This is a genomic window from Variovorax flavidus, from assembly GCF_030317145.1.
GTDB lineage: Bacteria > Pseudomonadota > Gammaproteobacteria > Burkholderiales > Burkholderiaceae_C > Variovorax > Variovorax flavidus.
On record NZ_JASZYE010000015.1, the window covers coordinates 54361 to 74715 of the forward strand.

At 66.3% G+C, this 20355-nt stretch carries 14 protein-coding genes and 1 pseudogene; 9 read left to right on the forward strand and 6 right to left on the reverse strand.

What is annotated here, in order from left to right:
- Position 1: 1 nt before the first annotated feature.
- Together QTH90_RS30195 and QTH90_RS30200 are read left to right on the forward strand one after the other, a co-directional pair.
- Positions 2-4771 (forward strand): hypothetical protein, encoded by a 4770-nt coding sequence (locus QTH90_RS30195; RefSeq protein WP_286668272.1) that lies wholly within the window; start codon positions 2-4, stop codon positions 4769-4771.
- A complete protein-coding gene (locus tag QTH90_RS30200; RefSeq protein WP_286668273.1) occupies positions 4768-6501 on the forward strand; it encodes a hypothetical protein in 1734 nt (577 codons plus the stop codon). The genes QTH90_RS30195 and QTH90_RS30200 overlap by 4 nt, the downstream gene beginning before the upstream one ends.
- Before the next feature lie 457 nt (positions 6502-6958).
- Here QTH90_RS30200 and QTH90_RS30205 read toward each other — a convergent pair whose 3' ends face one another.
- Positions 6959-8173 carry a lanthionine synthetase C family protein gene (locus QTH90_RS30205; protein ID WP_286668274.1) on the reverse strand — a complete coding sequence of 405 codons (1215 nt, stop codon included), beginning with the start codon at positions 8171-8173 and terminating at the stop codon, positions 6959-6961.
- A gap of 512 nt (positions 8174-8685) precedes the next feature.
- Positions 8686-10752: a PAS domain-containing protein gene (locus tag QTH90_RS30210; RefSeq protein ID WP_286668275.1), complete on the reverse strand. Its 2067-nt coding sequence runs from the start codon at positions 10750-10752 to the stop codon at positions 8686-8688.
- A gap of 282 nt (positions 10753-11034) precedes the next feature.
- Here QTH90_RS30210 and QTH90_RS30215 point away from each other — a divergent pair, with 282 nt between their 5' ends.
- Positions 11035-11121, forward strand: coding sequence for an SEC-C metal-binding domain-containing protein (locus QTH90_RS30215; RefSeq protein ID WP_444814782.1), 87 nt, complete (start codon positions 11035-11037; stop codon positions 11119-11121).
- Positions 11122-11188: 67 nt separating this feature from the next.
- On the opposite strand, the gene QTH90_RS30220 is transcribed toward QTH90_RS30215, so the two are convergent.
- A complete protein-coding gene (locus QTH90_RS30220) occupies positions 11189-11989 on the reverse strand; it encodes a hypothetical protein (RefSeq protein ID WP_286668276.1) in 801 nt (266 codons plus the stop codon).
- A complete protein-coding gene (locus QTH90_RS30225; RefSeq protein ID WP_286668277.1) occupies positions 11973-12170 on the reverse strand; it encodes a hypothetical protein in 198 nt (65 codons plus the stop codon). The genes QTH90_RS30220 and QTH90_RS30225 overlap by 17 nt, the downstream gene beginning before the upstream one ends.
- Before the next feature lie 445 nt (positions 12171-12615).
- Here QTH90_RS30225 and QTH90_RS30230 point away from each other — a divergent pair, with 445 nt between their 5' ends.
- Positions 12616-13902 carry an MFS transporter gene (locus tag QTH90_RS30230; protein ID WP_286668278.1) on the forward strand — a complete coding sequence of 429 codons (1287 nt, stop codon included), beginning with the start codon at positions 12616-12618 and terminating at the stop codon, positions 13900-13902.
- Between the two features lie 272 nt (positions 13903-14174).
- Here the strand turns inward: QTH90_RS30230 and QTH90_RS30235 are convergent, their stop codons facing one another.
- Positions 14175-15161 carry a LysR family transcriptional regulator gene (locus QTH90_RS30235; protein WP_286668279.1) on the reverse strand — a complete coding sequence of 329 codons (987 nt, stop codon included), beginning with the start codon at positions 15159-15161 and terminating at the stop codon, positions 14175-14177.
- 156 nt (positions 15162-15317) lie between these two features.
- Here QTH90_RS30235 and QTH90_RS30240 point away from each other — a divergent pair, with 156 nt between their 5' ends.
- The 4 genes and pseudogenes from QTH90_RS30240 (at position 15318) to QTH90_RS30255 (ending at position 18635) form a co-directional block, all read left to right on the forward strand.
- Complete coding sequence (locus tag QTH90_RS30240) at positions 15318-16223, forward strand: sterol desaturase family protein (protein WP_286668284.1); 906 nt, start codon at positions 15318-15320, stop codon at positions 16221-16223.
- Between the two features lie 131 nt (positions 16224-16354).
- Positions 16355-17806, forward strand: a complete 1452-nt coding sequence (locus QTH90_RS30245; protein ID WP_286668280.1) for a coniferyl aldehyde dehydrogenase — start codon at positions 16355-16357, stop codon at positions 17804-17806.
- A gap of 130 nt (positions 17807-17936) precedes the next feature.
- A pseudogene (locus tag QTH90_RS30250) lies at positions 17937-18038 on the forward strand (integrase); the annotation flags it as partial.
- 114 nt (positions 18039-18152) lie between these two features.
- Positions 18153-18635, forward strand: a complete 483-nt coding sequence (locus tag QTH90_RS30255; protein ID WP_286668281.1) for a hypothetical protein — start codon at positions 18153-18155, stop codon at positions 18633-18635.
- 66 nt (positions 18636-18701) lie between these two features.
- On the opposite strand, the gene QTH90_RS30260 is transcribed toward QTH90_RS30255, so the two are convergent.
- On the reverse strand, positions 18702-19028 hold the full coding sequence (locus tag QTH90_RS30260) for an NIPSNAP family protein (protein ID WP_286668282.1): 327 nt from the start codon (positions 19026-19028) through the stop codon (positions 18702-18704).
- Positions 19029-19497: 469 nt separating this feature from the next.
- Between QTH90_RS30260 and QTH90_RS30265 the strand changes: the two genes are divergently transcribed.
- Positions 19498-20175, forward strand: a complete 678-nt coding sequence (locus QTH90_RS30265; RefSeq protein ID WP_286668283.1) for a hypothetical protein — start codon at positions 19498-19500, stop codon at positions 20173-20175.
- Positions 20176-20355: the final 180 nt, after the last annotated feature.

The following is a 20355-nucleotide window of genomic DNA, read 5'->3' on the forward strand; positions in this document are numbered from 1 at the left end:
GATGCCGCTCGACGACAAACTCGCCCAGGCCCGCGCCGCCCGTGATGCCGCGCGCACCGAGCTGTCCGCCGCCCGCCAGGCCCGGGCCGACGCCGACCGCCAACTGCGGGCCGCCCGCAGCGCCTTCGGCGAGCGCGACGAACGTACGGTCGCCGCCGCGCAGGCCGCGGCCCACTCCGCCGAGACCGCCGACGCCCTGCACCGCCGCCACGTCGCCGCGCTGGACCGCGTGGCCGGCGCGCTGAAGGACTTCCTGCCGCCCGACGACTTCGAGGCCCTGGCCACCACCGCGCCCCTCGTGCTGCTGCCGGTGCGCATCGAGACGCGCTTCGCCCTCGGCGGCAATGCCGACGAGCTGTGGCTGCGCATCTACCCGGACGACCTCCACGGCGACGGCCACGAGCCCGAGCTGACCGACGACGAGATCGCCGCCGGCAGCGCCTACTGGACCGCGCTATGGGACGCCTCGGCTACGGCCGCCGCCGCGTGGAAGGTGCTCGTCGACGCCCTCGGCGCCACGCGCGCCGCCTGGGTGGCCGAGCGCATGACGCCTGACAACGCCGGCGCCGACCCCGCCCAGGCGCGCCCGCAGTTCCCCACGCCGCCGCGCCGCAGCGATGCCTGGACGCGCGCCGTCGAAGCCCGCCTGCTACCCGACCGCTGGCTGGCCCTCGGCCTGCGCAACGGCCTGGAGGAGCTGCGCGGCCAGGGCGGCCCCATCGTCGAGCCGCTGGCCCTCAGCGCCGCGCCGGACGCGGCCGACTCCGAGCTGTTCGACCTCTCCGGCGACGGCCTCAAGATCGACGAAGGCCAGCGCTGGACCGTGGACTTTCAACGCGCCCTCGACGTCGGCATGGCGATGAGGTTGCCCCTGACCGCCGCCGACGTGCAGCAGGGCTTCGACCAGCTGCTCGTCGTCGGCGTCAAGGGCTCGCTCGATAGCGCCGAGGCCGGCAATGCGCTCGCGCGGCTGTTCGACGCCCACCGCTTCCAGCGCGGCCTGGCCTTCGTGCGCCAAGGCACGCCGACCAACAACACCCAGGCCGGCGGTGCCGGCTGGCCGGTGCCCGACCCCGATGCGCTGGGCTCGCTGGCCGTGGAGCGTGACGCCACGCGCAGCATCGCCGGCAAGGATGGCGAGCGCCTGGCCCGCGCCCTCGGCCTGCCGCCGCTGACCTTCCTGCACGTGGACCGCAGCGACGCCGACGAGCAGGCAGGTGCCCGCGCGATGTGCGGCGCGCTGTGGCCGGCGACCTGGGGCTACTTCCTGGAAGAACTGCTGTTCGAGGACGAACTGGACGAGGACGTCGAGCGCCTGCGCGACTACTTCGTCGAGCACGTGCGCCCGCGCGGCCCGCTCTCCGCGCTGCGCGTGGGCGGCACGCCCTACGGCGTGGTCGTCGCCTCCAACCTCACGCAATGGAAGCAGCGCGGCCTCAAGGGCCTGGTGCAGGACGCGCTGCCCGTGGAGCTGCGCCGCCTGCGCGAGTTCTGGCGCGAGCAAGTGCCCAACGTCGCCCGTGTCGGCCGCAGCGACGACCCCGACCGCGACCTGCTCGGCATCCTCGAGACCGACGCGTCGGCTGGCGAGGTGCGCGTGCGCAGCGTCGTCGGCCCGAATGCCTCGCTCAACATCGGCAGCTTCTTCGGGCTGGACTGGGAGCCCGCGCGGCTGCGCCAGCTGCAACTCGCCCAGAACCTCGCCGCGCGGCTGGGCAACCCGGGCGTCACGTCGCGCGTGTTCTCGCTGCAGTACGGTAGCGCCAGCCAGGCCTTCGTGCGCGGCTTCGTCGTGCCTAAGCCGAGCGCGGAGGACGACGAACCGCTGTCCGAGACCGAATCGCTCGGCCAGGGCGCCCAGCCCTTCAACTACATCCAATGGCTGCGCGAGGCGCCCAGCATCGACGACGTGCGCGACGAGCGCCTGCCCGCCGGCATTGAGAAGCCGAGGACGCTGCTCTACCTGCTGCTGCGCCACGCGATGCTGCGCGAGGCCGCCCGCAGCGCCGACACCATCCTCCTGGACCAGCGCCTCGTGACGCGCGCGATGCTGCGCGAGCCGGAGTTCCCTGGCGTGGGCGCGGTGGCCGCGCAAGACAACGGCGTGCAACGGCGCGCGACGCTGCCCACGCCCATCGAGCGGCTGCAGATGACGGCGCCAGCCGTCACCGGCGAGCTGAGTGTGGCGCGCTTCGTCTGGAGCGACATCGTGCGGCCCCAGAACCGCCGCTTGCGCGAGTTCCGTGACTACCTGAAAACGCTGGAGGCCCTGCCGACTGCCGAGCTCGAACGCCTGCTCACCGAGACGCTCGACGCTTGCAGCACGAGGCTGGACGCCTGGGCCACCGCGATGTTCACCGACCGCCTGAACGCGCTGCGCAGCACCGATGCTCCGCGCAACGTGATCGGCGCCTACGGCTGGGTGATGGACCTGCGCGCCAAGCCCGCTGTCGAGCGCGTGAGCCACCCGGTGCAAGGGCTGGACGACCTGATGCTGCGCAAGCTCAAGCTCGCCCGCGGCGCGTTGCTGGACGAGCAGGTCTCGAGCGGCGGCCACATCCATGCGGCCTCGATGGCCCAGGCCGCCACCGCCGCCATCCTGCGCAACGGCTACCTGACGCGGCGGCAGGTGGACGGCGCGCGCTACGGCGTGGACCTGTCGTCCACCCGCGTGCGCCGCGCCCGCTTCATCCTCGACGCCGTGCGCCAGGGCCAGCCGCTCGGCGCCGTGCTCGGCTACCAGTTCGAGCGCGGACTGCACGAAGGGCACCCGGGCCGCGAGCTGGACCGCTACATCGAGCCCTTCCGCGCCGAGTTCCCGCTCAATGCCGGCCAGCTCACGCCGCTGGCGCCGGGCGAGGCGGTGGAGGCCGTGACGGCCCGCCACGTGGTGCACGGCCTGCGGCTGCACGAGGCCTTCGCGGCGCAGCCGCCCACTATCGCCTGGGGCCAGCGCGGCCTGCCACCCGCGGCGGGGCCGGACTTCGACGCCGTGATGGCCGAGTTGCGCGCGCTGGACGAGAGCATCGACGCGGTGTCGGACCTGCTGCTGGCCGAGTCGGTCCACCAGATCGTGCGCGGCAACACCGCGGGCGCCGCGGCCTCGCTCGACGCGCTGAGCCGCGGCGCCCGGCCGCCCGACCCCGAGGTCGTGCGTTCGCCGCGCGGCGGCAGCGCGTTGATCCACCGCGTGGCCCTGCTGCTGGACCCGGCCGCCGCGATGCCACCGGCTTGGGCCGCCATCCCCGCCACACCGCGCACCGAGGCCGAACCGCGGCTGGATGCGTGGCTCGCCACCCACATCGGCGACCCGGCCCGCGTGCGCTGCGCCGCGACCTACACCGACGATGCCGGCGCCACGAAGGGCCCGGTGGAAGTGACGCTGGCCCAGCTCGGTCTGCGCGCCATCGACCTGCTGCAGATCCTGTCGCCGGATGCCGCCAACGCCGGTGCCGCTGCCCAGCCCAACACGACGGCCCAAGCCTCGGAGCTGGACGCGCGCGTCACCGCCGTCGTCCTCGCCCGCGCCGATGCCGCGCCGCATGGCAAGGTCAGCATCGACTACGCGCCCACCGACCGCGCCAGCACGATCAGCTTCGCCGAACTGGCCGAGTTGATGCGCAGCGCGCAGTCGCTACTGTCTACGGCACGCCCGCTCGGCCCGGAGGATTTCGTCGCGGTGTCGCAGCGCGAGCTGCTGCCGGCCGCGAGCATCGACACCGCCGACCTCACCGCCCGTGCCGCGGCTTCGCAAGCTGCAGCACAGGCCGCGCTGGGCGCGTTGACGACGGCCCTGCTGCCCTATGCTGCCGAGCCGCTTCCCATCGCCCAGGCTGCACGTGCCGACCTCGTGCGGGCACTGCGTGGGACGGCGGCGTTCGGCCTCGCTCGCGCCTTCATCCCCAGCCCGCACGACGAGCCCGACGCGGACGCCAGCGCAACGCGCCTCGCCGACCTCGTAGGCCTCGCGAAAGGCGTGGCCGCTGAGTTCACCAAGCGCCTCGCCGACGCCACTGCAGCCACCACGCCGCAGGCCCGCGCCGAGGCCGTGTTCGGCACCGGCTTCAAGCTGCTGCCGCGCTTCAAGCCCGTGCCGGCCGCGATGGACGTCGCGCTGGCGCAAGGCCCGTCGCCCACTCCGACACGCGCCGAGCGCCGTGAATGGCTGCAAGGAGCCGCCCAGGTGCGCACGCCGCTGGCGCGCTGGTCGGCCTTCAGCCGCGCCCGCCTCGCGCTCGGCCGCGTGGCCGGCGACACGCCCACCGCGACGGCGCTGGACGTGACGCAACTGCCACACCGCCCCAATGCCCGCTGGGCCGCGCTGCCATTCGCCGACCCGCTGGACCCCGAGCAGCGCCCGCCCTCCGGCACCATCGGCCTCGCCCTGCTGCACGACCAGTCGCTGCCGGCCGCCGGTGCCCACTGGTGCGGCCTGCTCGTCGACGAATGGACGGAGCTGATCCCGCAGCGCGAGGAGAGCACCGCCGTCGCCTTCCACTACGACGACCCGGGCGCCGAGGCGCCGCAGGCCATCCTCATCGCTGTGCCGCCGGACGCGCGCGAGCACTGGTCCGTCGAGACGGTGCGCGACGTGCTGCTGGAGACGCTGGAGCTGGCGCAGATCCGCGCCGTCGACCGCGACCTGCTCGGCGCGCTGGACCAGTTGCTGCCCGCCACCTTCCTGGCCGGCAACGCGCGCAACGACACCATCACCACGCAGATCCGCGACCACCTCGCGCTGGACCGCGCCTTCCTGTCCGCCACGCCATGAAGTCCATTACCTACTGGAACCGCCTGGAGCCGCGCCAGCGTGCACGCGAAGTGCAGCGCAGCCTGCAGGCGCGCATCCGCGACCCGCTGTGGCTGCTGGCCCGCCAATGGCAGTTCGGCGAGTTCCGCGGCGAGGACGCTGCCTCTCCCGCCTGGGTGCAAATCGCGTGGCGGCACTCGCCGTTCACGCACTGGGCGCCGCGCGGCGAAGCCCCACGCGCGCTGGCCGCCGGGCAGCCGCTTGAGCCGGCCGTGCAGAGCGAGGCCTTCGACGAGCAGAAGGCGCTGGAGGCCGACCTGGGCCAGCTCTTCGACGAGCTGCTCGAAGAACAGGGCGCCCCCGCCACCGCCCGCGCCAAGGTGCTGGGCGCCTACCCTGTGCCCGTGCCGACCGAGGCCGAACTCGCCGCCGACCCCGACACCGCCGAGGCCCGCCTGTGGCGCGTGCTGGGCGGCCGCTGCATCGACGGCATGGCGCTGCTGCGCGCCGCGGTGCTGACCGCGCCGGACCTGCCGCCGCCGCTCACCGCCGGCCTTCTCGCGCTGACAGCGTCCGAGCGCGCCGCCGTGCTCGCCGCGCTGGCCGGCCTGCAGGCGCACGTCGCGCGCGTGCACGGCGCCATCGGCGAGCAGGACGCGCCGTCCTGGCGCGCCGAGCGGCTGGAGTACGACGCTGACGCCATCGCCCGCGGCCCCGACAACCGCGTGCTCACCTTCGACGCCGAGGCCGCCGCCGACGGCAGCCTCGACTGGTACGCCTTCGATGTGACCCGCGCACGCGCCGCGCGGGCCGACGACGGCGACGCGGCCATCGCGTCGGGCAGTTCGTCGGTGCTGCCGATGCACGTGCGCTTCCGCGGCATGCCCAACCACCGCTGGTGGGCGTTCGAGAACAACCGCACCGACTTCGGCGCCATCGAGCCCGACCTGCGCGACGTGGGCCGGCTGCTCGCGACCGACTTCATGACGGTGGCCGCCAACGACTGGTTCGTCGCGCCGCTGGTGCTGCCCGTGGGCACGCTCAGCCAGATCGACCTGCTGCTCGTGCACGACGTGTTCGGCGGCCGCACCCGCGTGCCGCGCGCCAACGACATGGCCGAGGCCGGCACGCGCCGCTGGGCGATGTTCGCGCACCGCGACGGCGACGCGCTCGCGCCCTACTTCGCGCTGCCGCCGAGTGCGCTGAGCAGCGTCGTGCAGGGCGAGGTGCTAGAGGACGTGCGCTTCCTGCGCGACGAGATGGCCAATATGGTCTGGGCCGTCGAGCACCGCGTGCCCGGCGGTGCGGGCGAGGCGCTGGCCGGGCACGAACGCGCGGTGCTGGACGGCGAGGTCGACGCTGCCGAGCCCACCCGCGGCGGCCCGCTGCTGCACTACCAGCTCGAGACGCTGGTGCCCGCGCACTGGATCCCGCTGCTGCCGGTCGCCATCGACCCGTTGCGCGGCGAGATCGCGCTGGAGCGCGGCGCCGTGGCCCGCGCCCGCTCGGACGGCACGGTGTTCACGCTGCCGCCGCTGTCGCGCATCCTGCGGCCCACGGGCGTGCAGCCATACCGGGTGCGCGAGGAAGAGGTCACCCGCGCCGGCACGCAGGTCACGCGCGTGGCCATGCGCACGCGCTGGTGGGACGGCTCGACGCACGTGTGGATCTCTCGGCGCAAGGCGGCCGGTTCGGGCGAAGGGTCGAGCGGGTTGCGGTACGACCTCGCCATTCCTACGGCGAAGACCTGATGTCGTGCGGCCGGTTTCGGACGGACCAATAACGTATTGCTCGGCTCCACGGGTGAGCACGGCGCATCCGTCACACGCACACGAAACCGCCGCGCGGCGAGCGCCTCTGCGGCCCCGGGCCGCCTGGCCAAGCAGGCGCAGCGCGCAGGGCAACCGAAAGGCGCAGCGCCGCATGCGCGGAGGCGTCAGCGATGCAAGCCCGAACGGGCGAGACCGAAGGGCTCGATGCGAAGCACGACAGCGCGGCCGGCAGCGCCCGAGACGCCCTGCCCTCGTACGCCGAGCAGAGAAATTTCGCCCGAATAGGGAGACAAGGCGCATAGATTGACGGCATCTTGGGTGACCGTGCAGTTGCGAGCGGACTGATGCCGGCCGTTACCGGACGTTGACCACATGCGCCAGCGAGCCACTGACATGGGCTTCCCATGAAGGTCCGTCTGGTCAGAGTATTCAAGCACTAGCTCTCAAAGAAGACGTCAAGCGTCGGAAATCTGTCCGTACCTTCGATGCAGTCCAAGAGATACACCGCAAACCCCAGGTCCCCCGTCCATAGCGAATAACGCAATTGGCCAAACTGCGCGAGGTCGCGTTCAGTCTGGTGGATACCGTGCATGGCAAAAGCTCGAGCCCGTTCCAGCCACATGCCTCCGCCAAAACGCCGATGCAGCTTCAAGAATGCGTAGCCGTTGCCCCCGGTGCCATGGCACAAGTTAGACCCCTTGCGCAGTGGACCCGCGCTCCAGGTGGTCTCCCCGCCAGCCACAAGCAGGTCATCGAGGCTGTCCGGCGGGAAGTCCGCGAGACAAATCACGAATCCCGGAGCACCGTGGCAAAACTGGACAAGTCCGGGCGAATCGCTGAGGGGTGAGCCGTCGAGCCTTGCGCGCCAGTTTGCTCTGCCCCGGTCGCACTCGACCGTCTGGCGTACGGTGTTGGCGATGCACTCCTGCCATCCGGACCAAGCCGCAGGAGAGAGGAGGTGTCGTCCATTGATAAGTACGGCAGCCGTTGCCACGAACCCGTGAACCGCATCCAGGAATGTGTAGGTCTTGCCATACAAGTCCTGCGTCCAGTAGTGACAGCCATGCTCTGTTGACCAGCGAAGCTGCGACCAAAGCTGCTGGGCCGTCGTACGGTAGAGCTCAGACCAGACGGCCTCACCCGTCTGCTGATGCAGGAACAGCGAGGCCAGAAGTGTGCCTGGCGCACCCCACATCAGTTCTCGCGCAGGATGGTCGCGCGTGGCCTCCACAAGTTTGATGAGTTCCGAACACGTCTCGCTGGAGGGTTCCTGCCACTGCTGCAGCAACTGAATGCCCGTGTCTCCCATGAGGTAGCTGCCGAATGGCTGCCCGGCCTCGTAGCCCATATGCTTTCGATTGGGCTCCAGGAGCGATTTCACATACGGGGCGTAGTCTCTCTTCAGGCGGCAGGCGCCCCGAACTTCCAAGTAGCGAAGAGTCCACAACACACCGCATGCACCCCAGTAAAGCATGTAAGAAGGCGCGCACTCTGAACTGTCGTTGGGGTGAGTCGGCCAGAGCAGATCAGGAGAGAACCGAGCCTCTGCGTCTTCAACAATTTGCTCGATCTTCCTGCGCGCAATTGCTTCGTCCCAGGCGTCGGGGACAAGCGGTTCGTGACGGTCCGGGTTGAAAAGCATTGCGGCCATCAACACAGTCTACAAAGGAGCGCCGCCCCGGACCAGAGTGAAGCGGGGCGATGGAGCTCAATACCGTGGAGAGGTTGCGTCCACGACCAGCACGATTACGGCTTTCGAAGCGAAGCAACGGAGACTGGGTCTGCGCTGCGCAGCCGAAGCCCATCCAACCCTCTCGCGGTGCTGAACCAGAGTTCCGACATCGGTTGCCAGCGTGGGAGTCCACGTGCGTTCACGATCAATTGGGGCGTCACTATGATTGGTGCGAGACCGCATCTCCAGGCGCGCGACGTTCGGAAGCCGATCTGCGCGTCAAATCGCTCGTCGTGCGGTGCAAGATCCACTCTCTGACGGCAGCGCATTGTTCAACCATGCGCACGGCCTCGCTAAGGTGCGGCGCAGCTATTTTCAGTCGCATGAGTTGCTCCTCTTCAACATAGCGTTCATCCGCTCCTCGCCCGTCAGGCGCAGTGCGCCCACAGTAGGGAGCGACTGCGACCGTGCGTACCAAGTCCCGATTCGGTTCATCGGGGTCTGACCCTCAGGGCGTCGGCCAACGATTCCAGGCTATACGGCTTCAGAAGCATGCGGAATTCCGCGTTACTCATACCGGCTGCTGCTCCGGCATACCCAGTAGTCAGCACGATTGGCAACTCTGGGCGCCGGCGCCTGATCTCGCGAGCCAGGTCGAGGCCGCTCATGCCCCCGGGCATCATGATGTCCGAGAACACGATGTCGATGCTCCGCGCGTTGGCCAGCGCGCCCAGCGCAGCTGCCGGGCTTGCTACGTGGATGACCGCAAACCCCAAGTGACCCAGCATCTCGCGCGTCAACGCCGCGACTTCCTCGTCATCTTCGACGAGAAGCACGTGGCGACCGCTGCCGTCGCCACTAACTTGCGGCGCGCTCGTTGCGTCAACAGGCAGGGCCGGCTTGCTGAGCGAGCGAGGCAATAGCAGGGTGACTGTGGTGCCGGCCTGAATCCGACTGTCGATCCTGATCTGGCCGCGGGATTGCTGCGCAAAACCATAGACCTGCGGCAACCCCAATCCCGACCCCTTGCCAACCTCCTTGGTCGTGAAGAAGGGCTCGAACACACGTTCCAGGACTTCGGGCGGCATCCCGCTCCCCGTATCGGCGACGGAAAGCTGAAGGCAGGCAGACGACACTCCCTCGTCCGCCGCTTTCATGACGTTCCTCGCGTCGATGGTGATGACGCCGCCGTCGGGCATCGCGTCCCGAGCGTTAGCGAACAGATTCAACATCGCCAACTCGAACTCGCCCACATCGATCTCGACTGGCCACAGGTCGGCTGCGAAGTCCATCTCCACACGGATGTCCCCCCGCAGCGAGTGCTCGAGCATTTCGCGCATGCCCTGGAGCTGGGCCGCAAGGTCGATCGACTCGGGATTGATCGCCTGCCTGCGCGTGAAAGCAAGTAGCTGGTGCGTTAAACCAGTTCCCCGTGCCACAGCACGGCGCATGGCTGCATGGATGCGCTCCCGCTGCTCCGCAGTCATGTCGCGCTCCAGTAACTGCAACCCGTTTGCGAACACGGCCAGCAAGTTGTTGAAGTCGTGTGCCACGCCTCCGGTCAGCCGCCCGATGGACTCCAACTTCTGGGATTGGCGAAGCGCCTCTTGAGCTTTTCGCAGGCGCTCCTGGTCTAGTACCCGCTCAGTGACGTCATACACGAACTGATACGCCCCTACGAGCGCGCCGCTCCCCTCGCGCAAGGTGCTGTAGCGCATCTCGTAGAACCGGCGATCCCTCGCCGGATCTCCGAACTCGCCGATCTCCACGAATTCCTCCCCGCCCAGCGCGCGGCCCCATACGCGTTTGACAGCGGCCTGCTGCTCGGGCTGCGAAGCGAGCATTTCCAGCATGCTGTCGCCGACCTCGGGCCGAAGGCCGAAAATGCGCTCGAACTCGTCTGCCGCCGCCCGGTTGATGGCAAGCCACCGATAGTCGAGATCGGCCACCTGGACGAAGGCATTGGTGCCTTCCACGATGTCGGCCAGGAGCTTGCGCTGTGCGAGCGCTTCGCTCACCCGACGTTCGAGCGTCTCGTTGAGGTCACGCAGGCCGCGCTCGGCCAGCACCCTTCGGGTCGTCTCCGAGACTGCACAAAACATTCCGGCGATCGTGCCGCTCTCATCACGCAGCGGTGAATAGGAGAAAGTGAACCACGTCTGTTCGTCGTAGCCTTTGCGATTCATCATGAGCGGCAGGTCCTCGCGATAGATCGCCTGGCCCGCCATCGCGGCGTCGATCAGGGGGCTGATGTCCGGCCATATCTCAGACCAGATGTCTTGGAAACGCATGCCCAGGGCGCGAGGATGCTTGGCACCGAGGATTTCCGAGTACGGGTCGTTGTAGAGGAAGCCGAGCGCGTCTCCCCAGGCGACGAACATGGGAAAGCGCGATTGAAGAAGGAGCCCGACGACCGTTTGCAATGCCTGCGGCCAGGATTCCGGCGGGCCGAGCGGCGACCGCGACCAGTCGTGTGAGCGCATCAATGCACCGACGCCGCCGCCTCCATCCAGGAACTCGGCGGTCCGACCTATCGCTGGTAAATTTGATTCGGACATGATGACTCTTCAGCGCATTCGGTCGAAGGCCCTGAAGCTACGATCACTTGAACAAGCTCGGCTCGGTGAACGGCCTTTTTTCATCCTGGTCTTTGCGTTGGCGCGGGCGCCCTCATGACGGGGGCCGTCCAGATAGCGACGAATTTATCTGACCGTGCCTAGCATTAAATTGGAGAGAACCCGCACAGCGCAAAGCGGCCTACGTTTTCGGCAGGCGGTATGGTGTTGGGCGGAATGGTTGTGCTGGAGGGGAGACCCGCCACCTCCCGGCGCGAACAATTGATGCGTCAAAGCAAGGTGGGCCGAAACGAGCCATGTCCATGTGGTAGTGGCGTCAAATACAAGCGATGTTGCGGCGCACTGCGCTAATCAGCCCGCAACGTCCATCGCTCACCGAGCGGTCGCATTCCAGCCCCAGCCTCGACCGTTAGGCCCTCTACGGTCCAAAGTCCTGCGGCATCTTGGATAGAGCGCAGCTACTGCCGAGCACGGTTTTGGAGGAGGGCAACGGCCGAGCTCCTGCAACCATCAATTTGGATACCGCGTGCTGGAACTCAGCTCTCGCAGCCTTGCTGTCAACATCGACGGAATACGATACCTCCACGAGACGAGAGCCATTTGGGAGGGACCATTCCTCAAACTTCCAACCCTCCGCCTCGAGCCGATGCACCCCGTTGACGCAGGGCACCGGTTGGACGTCGAAGTCAGGTGGAAACGCTACGCTCGCCGGAACTGCGACGGTGCAGCTTGCCGAAATGGCTGCTGTTTGCTCGACGGTGCTACCGGCTCCCTTCCTCGGTGCCCAGTTCATGTCCACCTCAACCTTCGACTCGATCTTCGGACCGGTCAACGGGCATTCCCATTTCGCCAGCGCCGCAGCGGCTTCCTGGGAGTAAGGTCCTCGTAGCTTGTACGTCGACTCGGCGCCGTCCTCTGTCTTACGTTCACGACCCATGGCCTGGAAAGCACGCGACGGCATCTTCCACGGCTGATTCACGACCAGATACCGGACTTCGAGGTCGCGCGGAATGGCGTCGCGTATGCCCAAAAGCTCTGCCGCCGCCTCAACGGACTTTGGGCCGCCAGCGGCAGGGTTCCAGCGGAATGCGTACTCCGTTCGTACGGCGGGCTCGGCCGCGCTTGCACTGATGACCACGAGAGCCAGCGCGCAAAGGGAGAGCCGGATGGAAATGCCAACCGGAACATCGCCGAGCGTGGACTCAGTTGCACGGGTCATTTTCGAGTGCAGCCACAATCAGGTCTCCCTGGGTCGCCAATATGTCGGCGCCGAGCGAATCGAAACTGACTGCGAGGTAGTTCTTCTGAACGGCGTCCTCGAAGTCGGCAGAATGGCCAACCACCATCGCACCTCCGTTGGCCAGTCGGGCAAGCCCGATACTCGCAAAAGTCAACGACAACAGGTGCTCGATGCGAGACAGGTCCGCGTGCCGGCCCCCTCAATAGCCATCCCGACCTGCTACCAAAGTATGCGGCCTGGAAGTGCGGTTGTCATCATCCGCACTTGGCCGTTGTCCACAGCGATGGCGACGGCACCGGGACAGCTTGCCCATCAGGGCAGCCAAGTCTGCGTGCTGACGGCGCCTGCATCCGCCTGTCCCGCCTCGACCAAGCGTGCCGAATATCTCCGCACCGCCGCGCGCACGGGTAGCCCAGAATTCGACCGAAAGCGGCCGCAGGAGCTCTACGAGCCGCTGACCCGGGATCGATGGCGTACATGCCGATACGCATGCGCCTCGCCCAGCCACGACACTACGACAACGTGAAGGGCTCTTCGCAGGCGACGGTCGCACGCATTGCCAAAGCGATACCGTCACCGCTAACGAAAGGCGGGCGAGTCACAGAATGCAGTCAATCAGTTCGATGCGGGCGCAGATCGGTACGCTCATCCTGGCGACGAGCGCTATCCAGCTCGCCAACGGCTTTTTCACCACGTTTCTCTCCCTGCGGTTGACGACGCAGGATTTTGGCGCGGGGCTGAACGGTTTGGTGCTCAGCAGCTACTTCGCCGGGTTCACGCTGGGCGCACTGCGTTGCGGGCAGATCATCGAACGGATCGGCCACATTCGCGCCTATGCTGCCTTCGCCGGATTGGTCGTCGCCGCCACGGCGGCAATGCCGCTCTGGGTTGGGCCGTACGTCTGGAGTGCCTTGCGCGCAACCATCGGGTTCGGTTGCGCCGGGGTCTTTGTGACGACAGAGAGCTGGCTCAATGCCAAGGCTCAGGCGTCCGCGCGAGGCCGTGTCTTTTCGATCTACATGGTCGGCACGTTCTTGGCCCTGGCGGCCGGCCAGTACTTGATCGGGCAGATCGAACTCGAAGATTCTGGACCCTTCAATGCAATCATCGGTCTGTTCGCGCTGGCATTGGTCATGGTGAGTACGACCCGGGCCGAGCCTCCTCTGGTGGTGCCGATCGAGAAGCTGGCCTACGGGCACCTCTTCCGGGACGCGCCGATTGCGGTCGTCGGCTGCGTCGCGAACGGGCTGATCTCCAGTGCCTTCTACGCGCTCGTCCCGGCTTGGATGGAGGACGAAGGCATCTCTCGCGATACCGTCGCATTGGCCATGCTCGTGACCGTGACCGGCGGACTTGTCTTCCAGGTCCCGATCGGGCGGCTGTCAGACCGCTTCGATCGGCGCGCGGTCCTGGCGGCGCTTGGATTCGGATTCGCCGGTTCCGCTCTGGCTCTGGTACGCCTGCCGCATTCCCTGCCACTGATTCTGCCGGTCGCCGCTCTGCTGGGTGGTTTCATGTCCAGTATTTATCCGGTGTGCGTCGCCTACGCCCACGATCAGATGCCGGGAGATCGAGTCGTCGCAGTAAGTGGTCAGCTCATCCTCATCAGCGGACTGGGCTCCGTGGCAGGGCCGCTCATCGGCACGGGCCTCATGGCGCTTGCGGGTCTCGATGGTCTGTTCTATTTCATGGCGGCGTCTGCAATAGTTTTGGCCCTGATCGCTCTGGGGCGACGGTTGGTTGCAGGGGCGCCCGAGCACCTGCAACGCTCATTCGAGATTCTTGCCCCACAGGCCACGCCTCTTGCCCACGACCCATGTCATTTCGACAGCCCGCAGCCGGGTTCAGGGCAGCGCCTCGATCCAGCGCAAGGCGGCCGGCGTCCCTGCTGATAAGCACGAGGACGTGTATCCCCTCCTTGAGAGGGTCGTCCCGACGGCGTCAATCGAGGGCTCAGTGGGTGGCCCAACATTTTCCTGCCGCCTCGCTGATTAGGCGTCATGAATAGCTGGCGTCAACGGGCCACAAGCGGAAGTTGGTCAACGTCCGCTTAGCGATCAAGGGCTCGTCCGTACTCACCTGCAAACTCCGGTCTCCTTCGCCGCCTGGGCACCGCTTACACGGGCCCGGCGGTCTTCGGCGCGATTGTTCTCGCTATCGTGCCCTACCTGATGATCTTGCGCGTGTTGGTCACACGGATCGCGCCATTGCGTCTGCCACGGGCGGCTGCAGGCGTCGCGGTCCCAGCCTGCACGGTGGAGAGCGTTGACGGCAGCCGGCCAATGATGAGCTCGGCCATCGGCGACGGTGTACGGCCACGCAGCGTGACGACGCCCATTTCCGATGAGAGGGGCGGCAGGCTCGTGACTTCCAGCGGGTAAAGCTTTCCCGCCGCGACCTCCTGTGCAACGGCGGCATGCGGCACGGCCAGAACCGAATCGCAGGCGAGCGCAACATCTTTCAGTACCTGGACGTCGTCGCACTCGAGCGCCAGCGAGAGTTCGGCCGACGACCCGAGCCCAAGCAAGCGTGAGAGGGTTGCGCGTACCTCGGCCGGCAACCGCACGGAGAGGACGCCGTGCGTCCAGAGCTGCTGCAGCGTGACGGATTTGCGTACGGTTAACGGGTGACCCGCGCGCACATACAAGCCTCCCGGCTCGCCACGCAGGGCACGGACATACAGATTGGGATCCGAAGGCAAGTCCCTGGTGTCGGCAATGAAGAACTCGATGTCTTCCTCGAGCAGGCGTTTCAGCAGCAATTGCCAATTGCTGATCTCGACGCGCAGGCTGATGCCCGGGAACTCACACCGCATCGCCGCCAGCAGCGGCGACAGGAAGGTCGCCGCGGGAAACGGGCCGGCACCGAATGCCGTGTCGCCCAGGTCGCGGCTGCGGTAGAGCTCGACGTCCCGTTCCAGGCAGCGGCTGTTGAACACCAGCTGCCGAGCGCGCGCGACGACGAACTCGCCGGCGGGCGTCAGCCCCACCTCCTGCGTTCCGCGGTCGAAGAGCTGCAATCCCAACTCGGCTTCCGCCGCCTGGATGCTGCGCGTCAGGGCCGGTTGACTGAGATGCACCTGCTCGGCGGCGCGGATGAAGCTTCGCCGGTCCGCGACCGCGACGACGTGTGTCCAGCGCTTGAGGTCCATGAATCGCTCCTTCATTTGCAATTGCACGCAGCGCATTGATTCTTGATCGACTATGCATTGGACTCAATACGGGTTCGACGGAACAATCGCGGCATTCCAAGAGCCCCGGCGTTCAGACACAGGACCCGGCCCGCCCATCAAAGCCAAGGAGACAACCTGGTGAACCTCGTCCAGAACATCGTGCTCGCCACGATCATTCTCGTTTTTGCACTGCTGGAGATCCGCTCCCGCAAGCACGAACACTTTCATGCCACCGCCGACGACACGAAGCTGGAACTGTTCATGTTCCTCGCGCTGCTGGCGGTGTCGCAGCCGTTCATCTTCGGGGTGACGGGCAAGCTGAGCGAACTTGCAATGCCCGGGCAGCGCGGCGCGTGGGCGCATCTGCCGTGGTGGGCCATGGGCGCGATCCTGCTGGTTGCCGACGACATGACGCAGTACTGGTGGCACCGCATTTCGCACTCGCCGCTGCTGTGGCCGCTGCATCGCGCGCACCACACTGCGCACTACATGAGCATCCGCATCACCTACCGCAACAACTTCTTCTACTACCTGATGATGCCGGGCCTGTGGGCTTCGGGCGTGCTCATCTACCTTGGTTTCGGTAATGTCTACCTGGTCTACATCGTGGTCAAGCTCACTGTGATCCTGGGCGCGCACAGCGCAGTGCCGTGGGATGCGCCCCTCTACCGCGTGAAGTGGCTGCACCCCCTCGCCTGGGTGCTCGAACGCACGATCTCGACGCCGGCCACCCACTGGGCGCATCACGCGCTGACCAACGACGATGGCATCGGTCACTACAAGGGCAACTTCGGCAATCTCCTTTTCGTGTGGGACCTGCTCTTCGGCACGGCCAAGATCACCCGTCGCTATCCCGCCAAGGTTGGTCTGCAGGACGACCTGGTCTTTGGCAAGGAGCGTTGGTTCGTGGAGATGTTCTATCCCCTGTTCCATTCGCGGCGTGCCCACTCGGCCCTGGTGCCTGGCGGCCGGGCGTACGCAGAGACCGAGGTCGACGCGGATGCCAAGCGGGAACTGGACACGGCGGTGAGCAAGACATGAGTGCCGTCCCGAAGCAGACCCATGACCCGTCTCGCGACACCGTGCACGCTGCTGCATACCAATGCGTCCAGCATCATGATCGGCGAGAAGGTGGCCGACATGAACCGCGCAGAGAAGTTGGATCACCGACCATGAATGCTGTTCCGATCCCCATCACCCTCCACGCCACCGATGCGGCGGAGATCCAGCGCATGCATCGTCTGTTCGACATGCAGCGCAGTGCCTTCGAGGCGGCCCCGTATCCCGATCTCGCGGCGCGCAAGGCCAAGCTGCGCCGGCTGATCGATGCGCTGCGCCGCCACCAGAATGACATCGTCGCTGCGGTGAACGCGGATTTCGGGGTCCGCGCCGGTGCCGAGACCAAGCTGGTCGAGGTCATGGGCCCGATCCTGGAAGCCCGGCATGCCTTGTCGCACGTGCGCAAGTGGATGAAGCCGCGCCGGCGCAGCACCGAACTGCTGTTCCTGACCAACAGCGCCTGGGTCGAATACCAGCCCAAGGGCGTGGTGGGCATCATCGGCACCTGGAATTTCCCGCTGTACCTGACCATCGGCCCGCTGATTGCGGCGCTGGCTGCAGGCAACCGGGCGATGGTCAAGGTCTCGGAGTTCACGCCACGGACCACCGCTCTGTTGCGAACGATGTTGGGCGAATGCTTTGCCGAGGACGAGGTGGCGGTATTCGGCGGCGCGGTCGAAGCTGCGCAGGCCTTCAATGCGCTGCCCTTCAACCACCTGATCTTCACGGGATCGCCACGGGTGGGCCGTGAGGTCATGCGTGCGGCGGCCGACAACCTGACGCCGGTGACGCTCGAACTCGGAGGGAAGTCGCCGGCCATCGTCGGCCCGGATGCCGACCTGCGCGACGCGGCGCTGCGCATCGCGCACGGCAAGGCTTTCAATGCCGGCCAGATCTGCGTCGCACCGGACTACGCGCTGGTGCCGCGCGGCTGGTCGAACGAGTTCGCCGCCGCGGTGCGCGAGGCGTTCGGCAAGCTGTACCCGAGCGTCGGCGGCAACCGCGAGTACACCAGCATCGTGACCGAGCATCACGCGGCGCGCCTGCGCCAGTTGCTCGACGATGCCCGGGCGAAGGGAGCGAACCTGCTGTCGTGCGGCGACGCCCCGGGCGCCGGCCGCCAGATGGCGCTAACCGTCGTGACCGGTGTGAACGACCGCATGCAGCTGATGCGGGAAGAGATCTTCGGGCCGATCCTGCCGGTGCTCGAATACGACCGGCTGGACGATGCCATGGCGCTGGTGCGGCGTGGCGATCGGCCGTTGTCGCTCTACGCCTTTGGCCTGAGCCCCGCCGAGCAGCGTCGTGTTCTACGGGAGACCCATGCCGGCGGTGTGACGCTCAACGACTGGGGCTGGCACGTCTTCCAGCACGACCTGCCGTTCGGCGGCACTGGCAACTCGGGCATGGGTACCTACCACGGGGAAGAGGGTTTCCGCGAACTCTCGCATGCCAAGTCCGTGTTCAAGCGGCAGCGATGGTTTCCGATCGGCCTGTTCTACCCGCCGTACGGTAACCTGGTGCAGCAGCTTTCAATGCGCCTTTATCTTGGCAAGAGCGACTGAGGACGAAAAGCGCAGACGGAGTGAATCACCGCCACGGACGGCAGCTTTGCGTCCTCGATTCTTGGCGAACGAATGTCGTCTGTGGGCCCCGACCCGTGAGAGGAGGCTCGCCGCCCGGTGCCGGGTCACCGTGCAACTTCTGCGTGGTCACAGCAAGCTTGAAAGCACGGTGCGCTACTTAGGCATCGAGGTCGAAGATGCGTTGGAGCTGGCGGAGCAGACAGACGCCTGAAGCATCGTCGGCCGCCCGAGCCTGCTGGACCGGGCGGCTCTCCGGCAGAATGCGACCAACTACGGTCATTCGAGCTTCGTTTCTACTTCGTCTCCGTCCAGGTCAATCTTGCCGATGCATTTCGTGACCGTGAAAGTCGACCGCGTTTTCGGCGTTGAACGGCGCATGACAACCAAGACGGGCAAGTTCTCGACCTTCGGGTTCGAGATTGCTGGCAAGAAGTTCTATGGGCTTGAAGCATGGGACTGGCCACCCATCGACTCTGGCATGACGATTACGGCTGCGTTGGCACGACCCGACGACATGAGCTCGCTCAGAGGTTGGTACGACCATCGCACCGGACAGGTGGTCAGCCCGTCGCCACGAGGGCTCCAATGGCTCGCCTGTGTCCTTTGGCTACTGCTCGCAGCCATGGTTCTTGGTCTCCCCGCCCTTGGCTACAGGAGCACGGCACCGGCTGGTGCCGCTTGGCTTCTAGGTGCTGCACTCGTCGGCAGTGCATTCTGGCTGCACACTCTGCACCACAGGTACAAGACTCTGCGGGCCGAGCTCTACGCCGAAGGGGCTAGGCAGCGGTACGGGCAGTCAGGAACCTGACACAGAGGGTAGCTTGTACGGCTACGGTCGGCCAGAAGCAGACTTCAACCTTCGTGACCTGCGACACTACTTCGCGGGCGAGAAAGAGGTTGGCGCCAAGAACGAGTTGTCCATCTTCGCAACAATCGGTCCGGCTGCCTCGCTCGCCTTTCTGACCTCGACCCATTCGGGATCGACGACAAACGTGCCCCACTTGACCTCACGATCGGCCAGGCTCTCCCAGACAAGCATGTAGGTAAGCGCGTTGCTGTCAGGTCCGACTGCAGTCGTCCAATATCCGAGTTGACGGATTCCCAGCCGGTTCCAGATGCCGACGGTGTGATCGCGAAATCTAGCAAGCACGTCGGGTAGCCTGCCAGGCACTGCGGTATAGACGCGTAGTTCGTAGATCATCGACATCAGTCCTGAAAAGAATGTTGCGAGTTGATGGGATGGCGGGGCGTGACCGCCAAGCTCACATTGTGCTGCCAGCCGCGGCCGGCAGAACTTTAGCAACTCGACCGGTGCAACTTCAGCGCTGCGAGACAGTCGTTGTGTGGCTAGCCTCTAGCCTGCTTGCGGATCCCGCACCCATCGAGATCGAGAACGATGTCACGCGATTCGTTGAGCGGAGATCGTGAAAAGGTAAGCGAGGCGGCCCGTCGGCTGTGACGCGCCGAACCTAGACCGGCCGCGTGCGTCATCGGTGTTCGCAGCAGCTAGCATCAGCGGCTCGCGGCCAAGAGCGGAAGTACATCGCGTCACTCCGTCGCGCGCCCGAAGGCTCCTTGCAATATGAATTCGTTGCTCGAGACTTCACACTGACTTCATGCAGGGCGCGTGCACGGCCGCTAACGTGCATGGAACGGGACTAGAGGAACACATGAAATTCCCTATCCAGAACGCCGGCTCTTTGCTTCAGATTTCTGGGCTCTTGATTTTCGGGGCTGGCAGCACGTTGCCGTTTCTTTTCACGCGGGCGCGCCTTGGTTTGTTGTTCGCCGTGGCTGGTGTTGTGCTTTACCTGTCGGGCCTTCTTCTTCAACTGCGCACGAACCGCCATTCCACGGACGCGGCCCCATTCGAACTCCAGACCCGGTGCCTGGGCATCTTCCTTTGGCAGTTGACCTACCGGCGGACTGCTTTCACCCTTTGCGTGTCGCTTGGCATGTTTGTAATCGGTAGCGGCCTCTGGTATGCGAGTGGCACCTTGGGTCCGCTGAACTTGGCGGAAGCGCAACGCGACGCCATACGAACCCAGACGCAATTCTTCATGCCTATCTGCTTCGGCTTCGTCATCGGTGTATTGCCCGGCGCCTATGCCTCGCAGAAAGCGGCGTTGTTGAGCGTTTTGTTGGCTGCCGCTGGCGGGGTCGTGCACTGGGTCGCCGCACAGTCGGGAATTCAGGTCGATTGGCCGACTGGGATGGGTGCAATGATGCTGGCGTTTCTGTCCGTTCTCTTCATGCTTCCACTGACGATGCTGGGCCTGGTCGTTGGCAGGGCCGCCATGCACATCGTGCGGCGCGTCGGGAAACACGGAACACACCCATGGCAATGAGTGAGCCTTGGCGGTCGCTCCTGCACCCCGCGCTAGGAATTCAAGCGCGAGGGCAGGATGCGGCCAAAAGCGGACTCTCTGGCGCTACGCACACCATCCATCTAAAGCCACCATCATCTCCGACCATGACGACATCCATTCGGCGGCCCCAAGTTTGCGTTCTCGGTAGTGCCGAACCGG

What these genes read in the sequence shown, in the direction of transcription:
- QTH90_RS30215 (WP_444814782.1), top strand. Translation starts at nt 11,035, where the DNA reads ATGCGTCAAAGCAAGGTGGGCCGAAACGAGCCATGTCCATGTGGTAGT.
- QTH90_RS30255 (WP_286668281.1), top strand. Translation starts at nt 18,153, where the DNA reads ATGCATTTCGTGACCGTGAAAGTCGACCGCGTTTTCGGCGTTGAACGG.
- QTH90_RS30200 (WP_286668273.1), top strand. Translation starts at nt 4,768, where the DNA reads ATGAAGTCCATTACCTACTGGAACCGCCTGGAGCCGCGCCAGCGTGCA.
- QTH90_RS30195 (WP_286668272.1), top strand. Translation starts at nt 2, where the DNA reads ATGCCGCTCGACGACAAACTCGCCCAGGCCCGCGCCGCCCGTGATGCC.
- QTH90_RS30205 (WP_286668274.1), bottom strand. Translation starts at nt 8,173, where the DNA reads ATGGCCGCAATGCTTTTCAACCCGGACCGTCACGAACCGCTTGTCCCC.
- QTH90_RS30210 (WP_286668275.1), bottom strand. Translation starts at nt 10,752, where the DNA reads ATGTCCGAATCAAATTTACCAGCGATAGGTCGGACCGCCGAGTTCCTG.
- QTH90_RS30260 (WP_286668282.1), bottom strand. Translation starts at nt 19,028, where the DNA reads ATGATCTACGAACTACGCGTCTATACCGCAGTGCCTGGCAGGCTACCC.
- QTH90_RS30220 (WP_286668276.1), bottom strand. Translation starts at nt 11,989, where the DNA reads ATGACCCGTGCAACTGAGTCCACGCTCGGCGATGTTCCGGTTGGCATT.
- QTH90_RS30265 (WP_286668283.1), top strand. Translation starts at nt 19,498, where the DNA reads ATGAAATTCCCTATCCAGAACGCCGGCTCTTTGCTTCAGATTTCTGGG.
- QTH90_RS30235 (WP_286668279.1), bottom strand. Translation starts at nt 15,161, where the DNA reads ATGGACCTCAAGCGCTGGACACACGTCGTCGCGGTCGCGGACCGGCGA.
- QTH90_RS30230 (WP_286668278.1), top strand. Translation starts at nt 12,616, where the DNA reads ATGCAGTCAATCAGTTCGATGCGGGCGCAGATCGGTACGCTCATCCTG.
- QTH90_RS30245 (WP_286668280.1), top strand. Translation starts at nt 16,355, where the DNA reads ATGAATGCTGTTCCGATCCCCATCACCCTCCACGCCACCGATGCGGCG.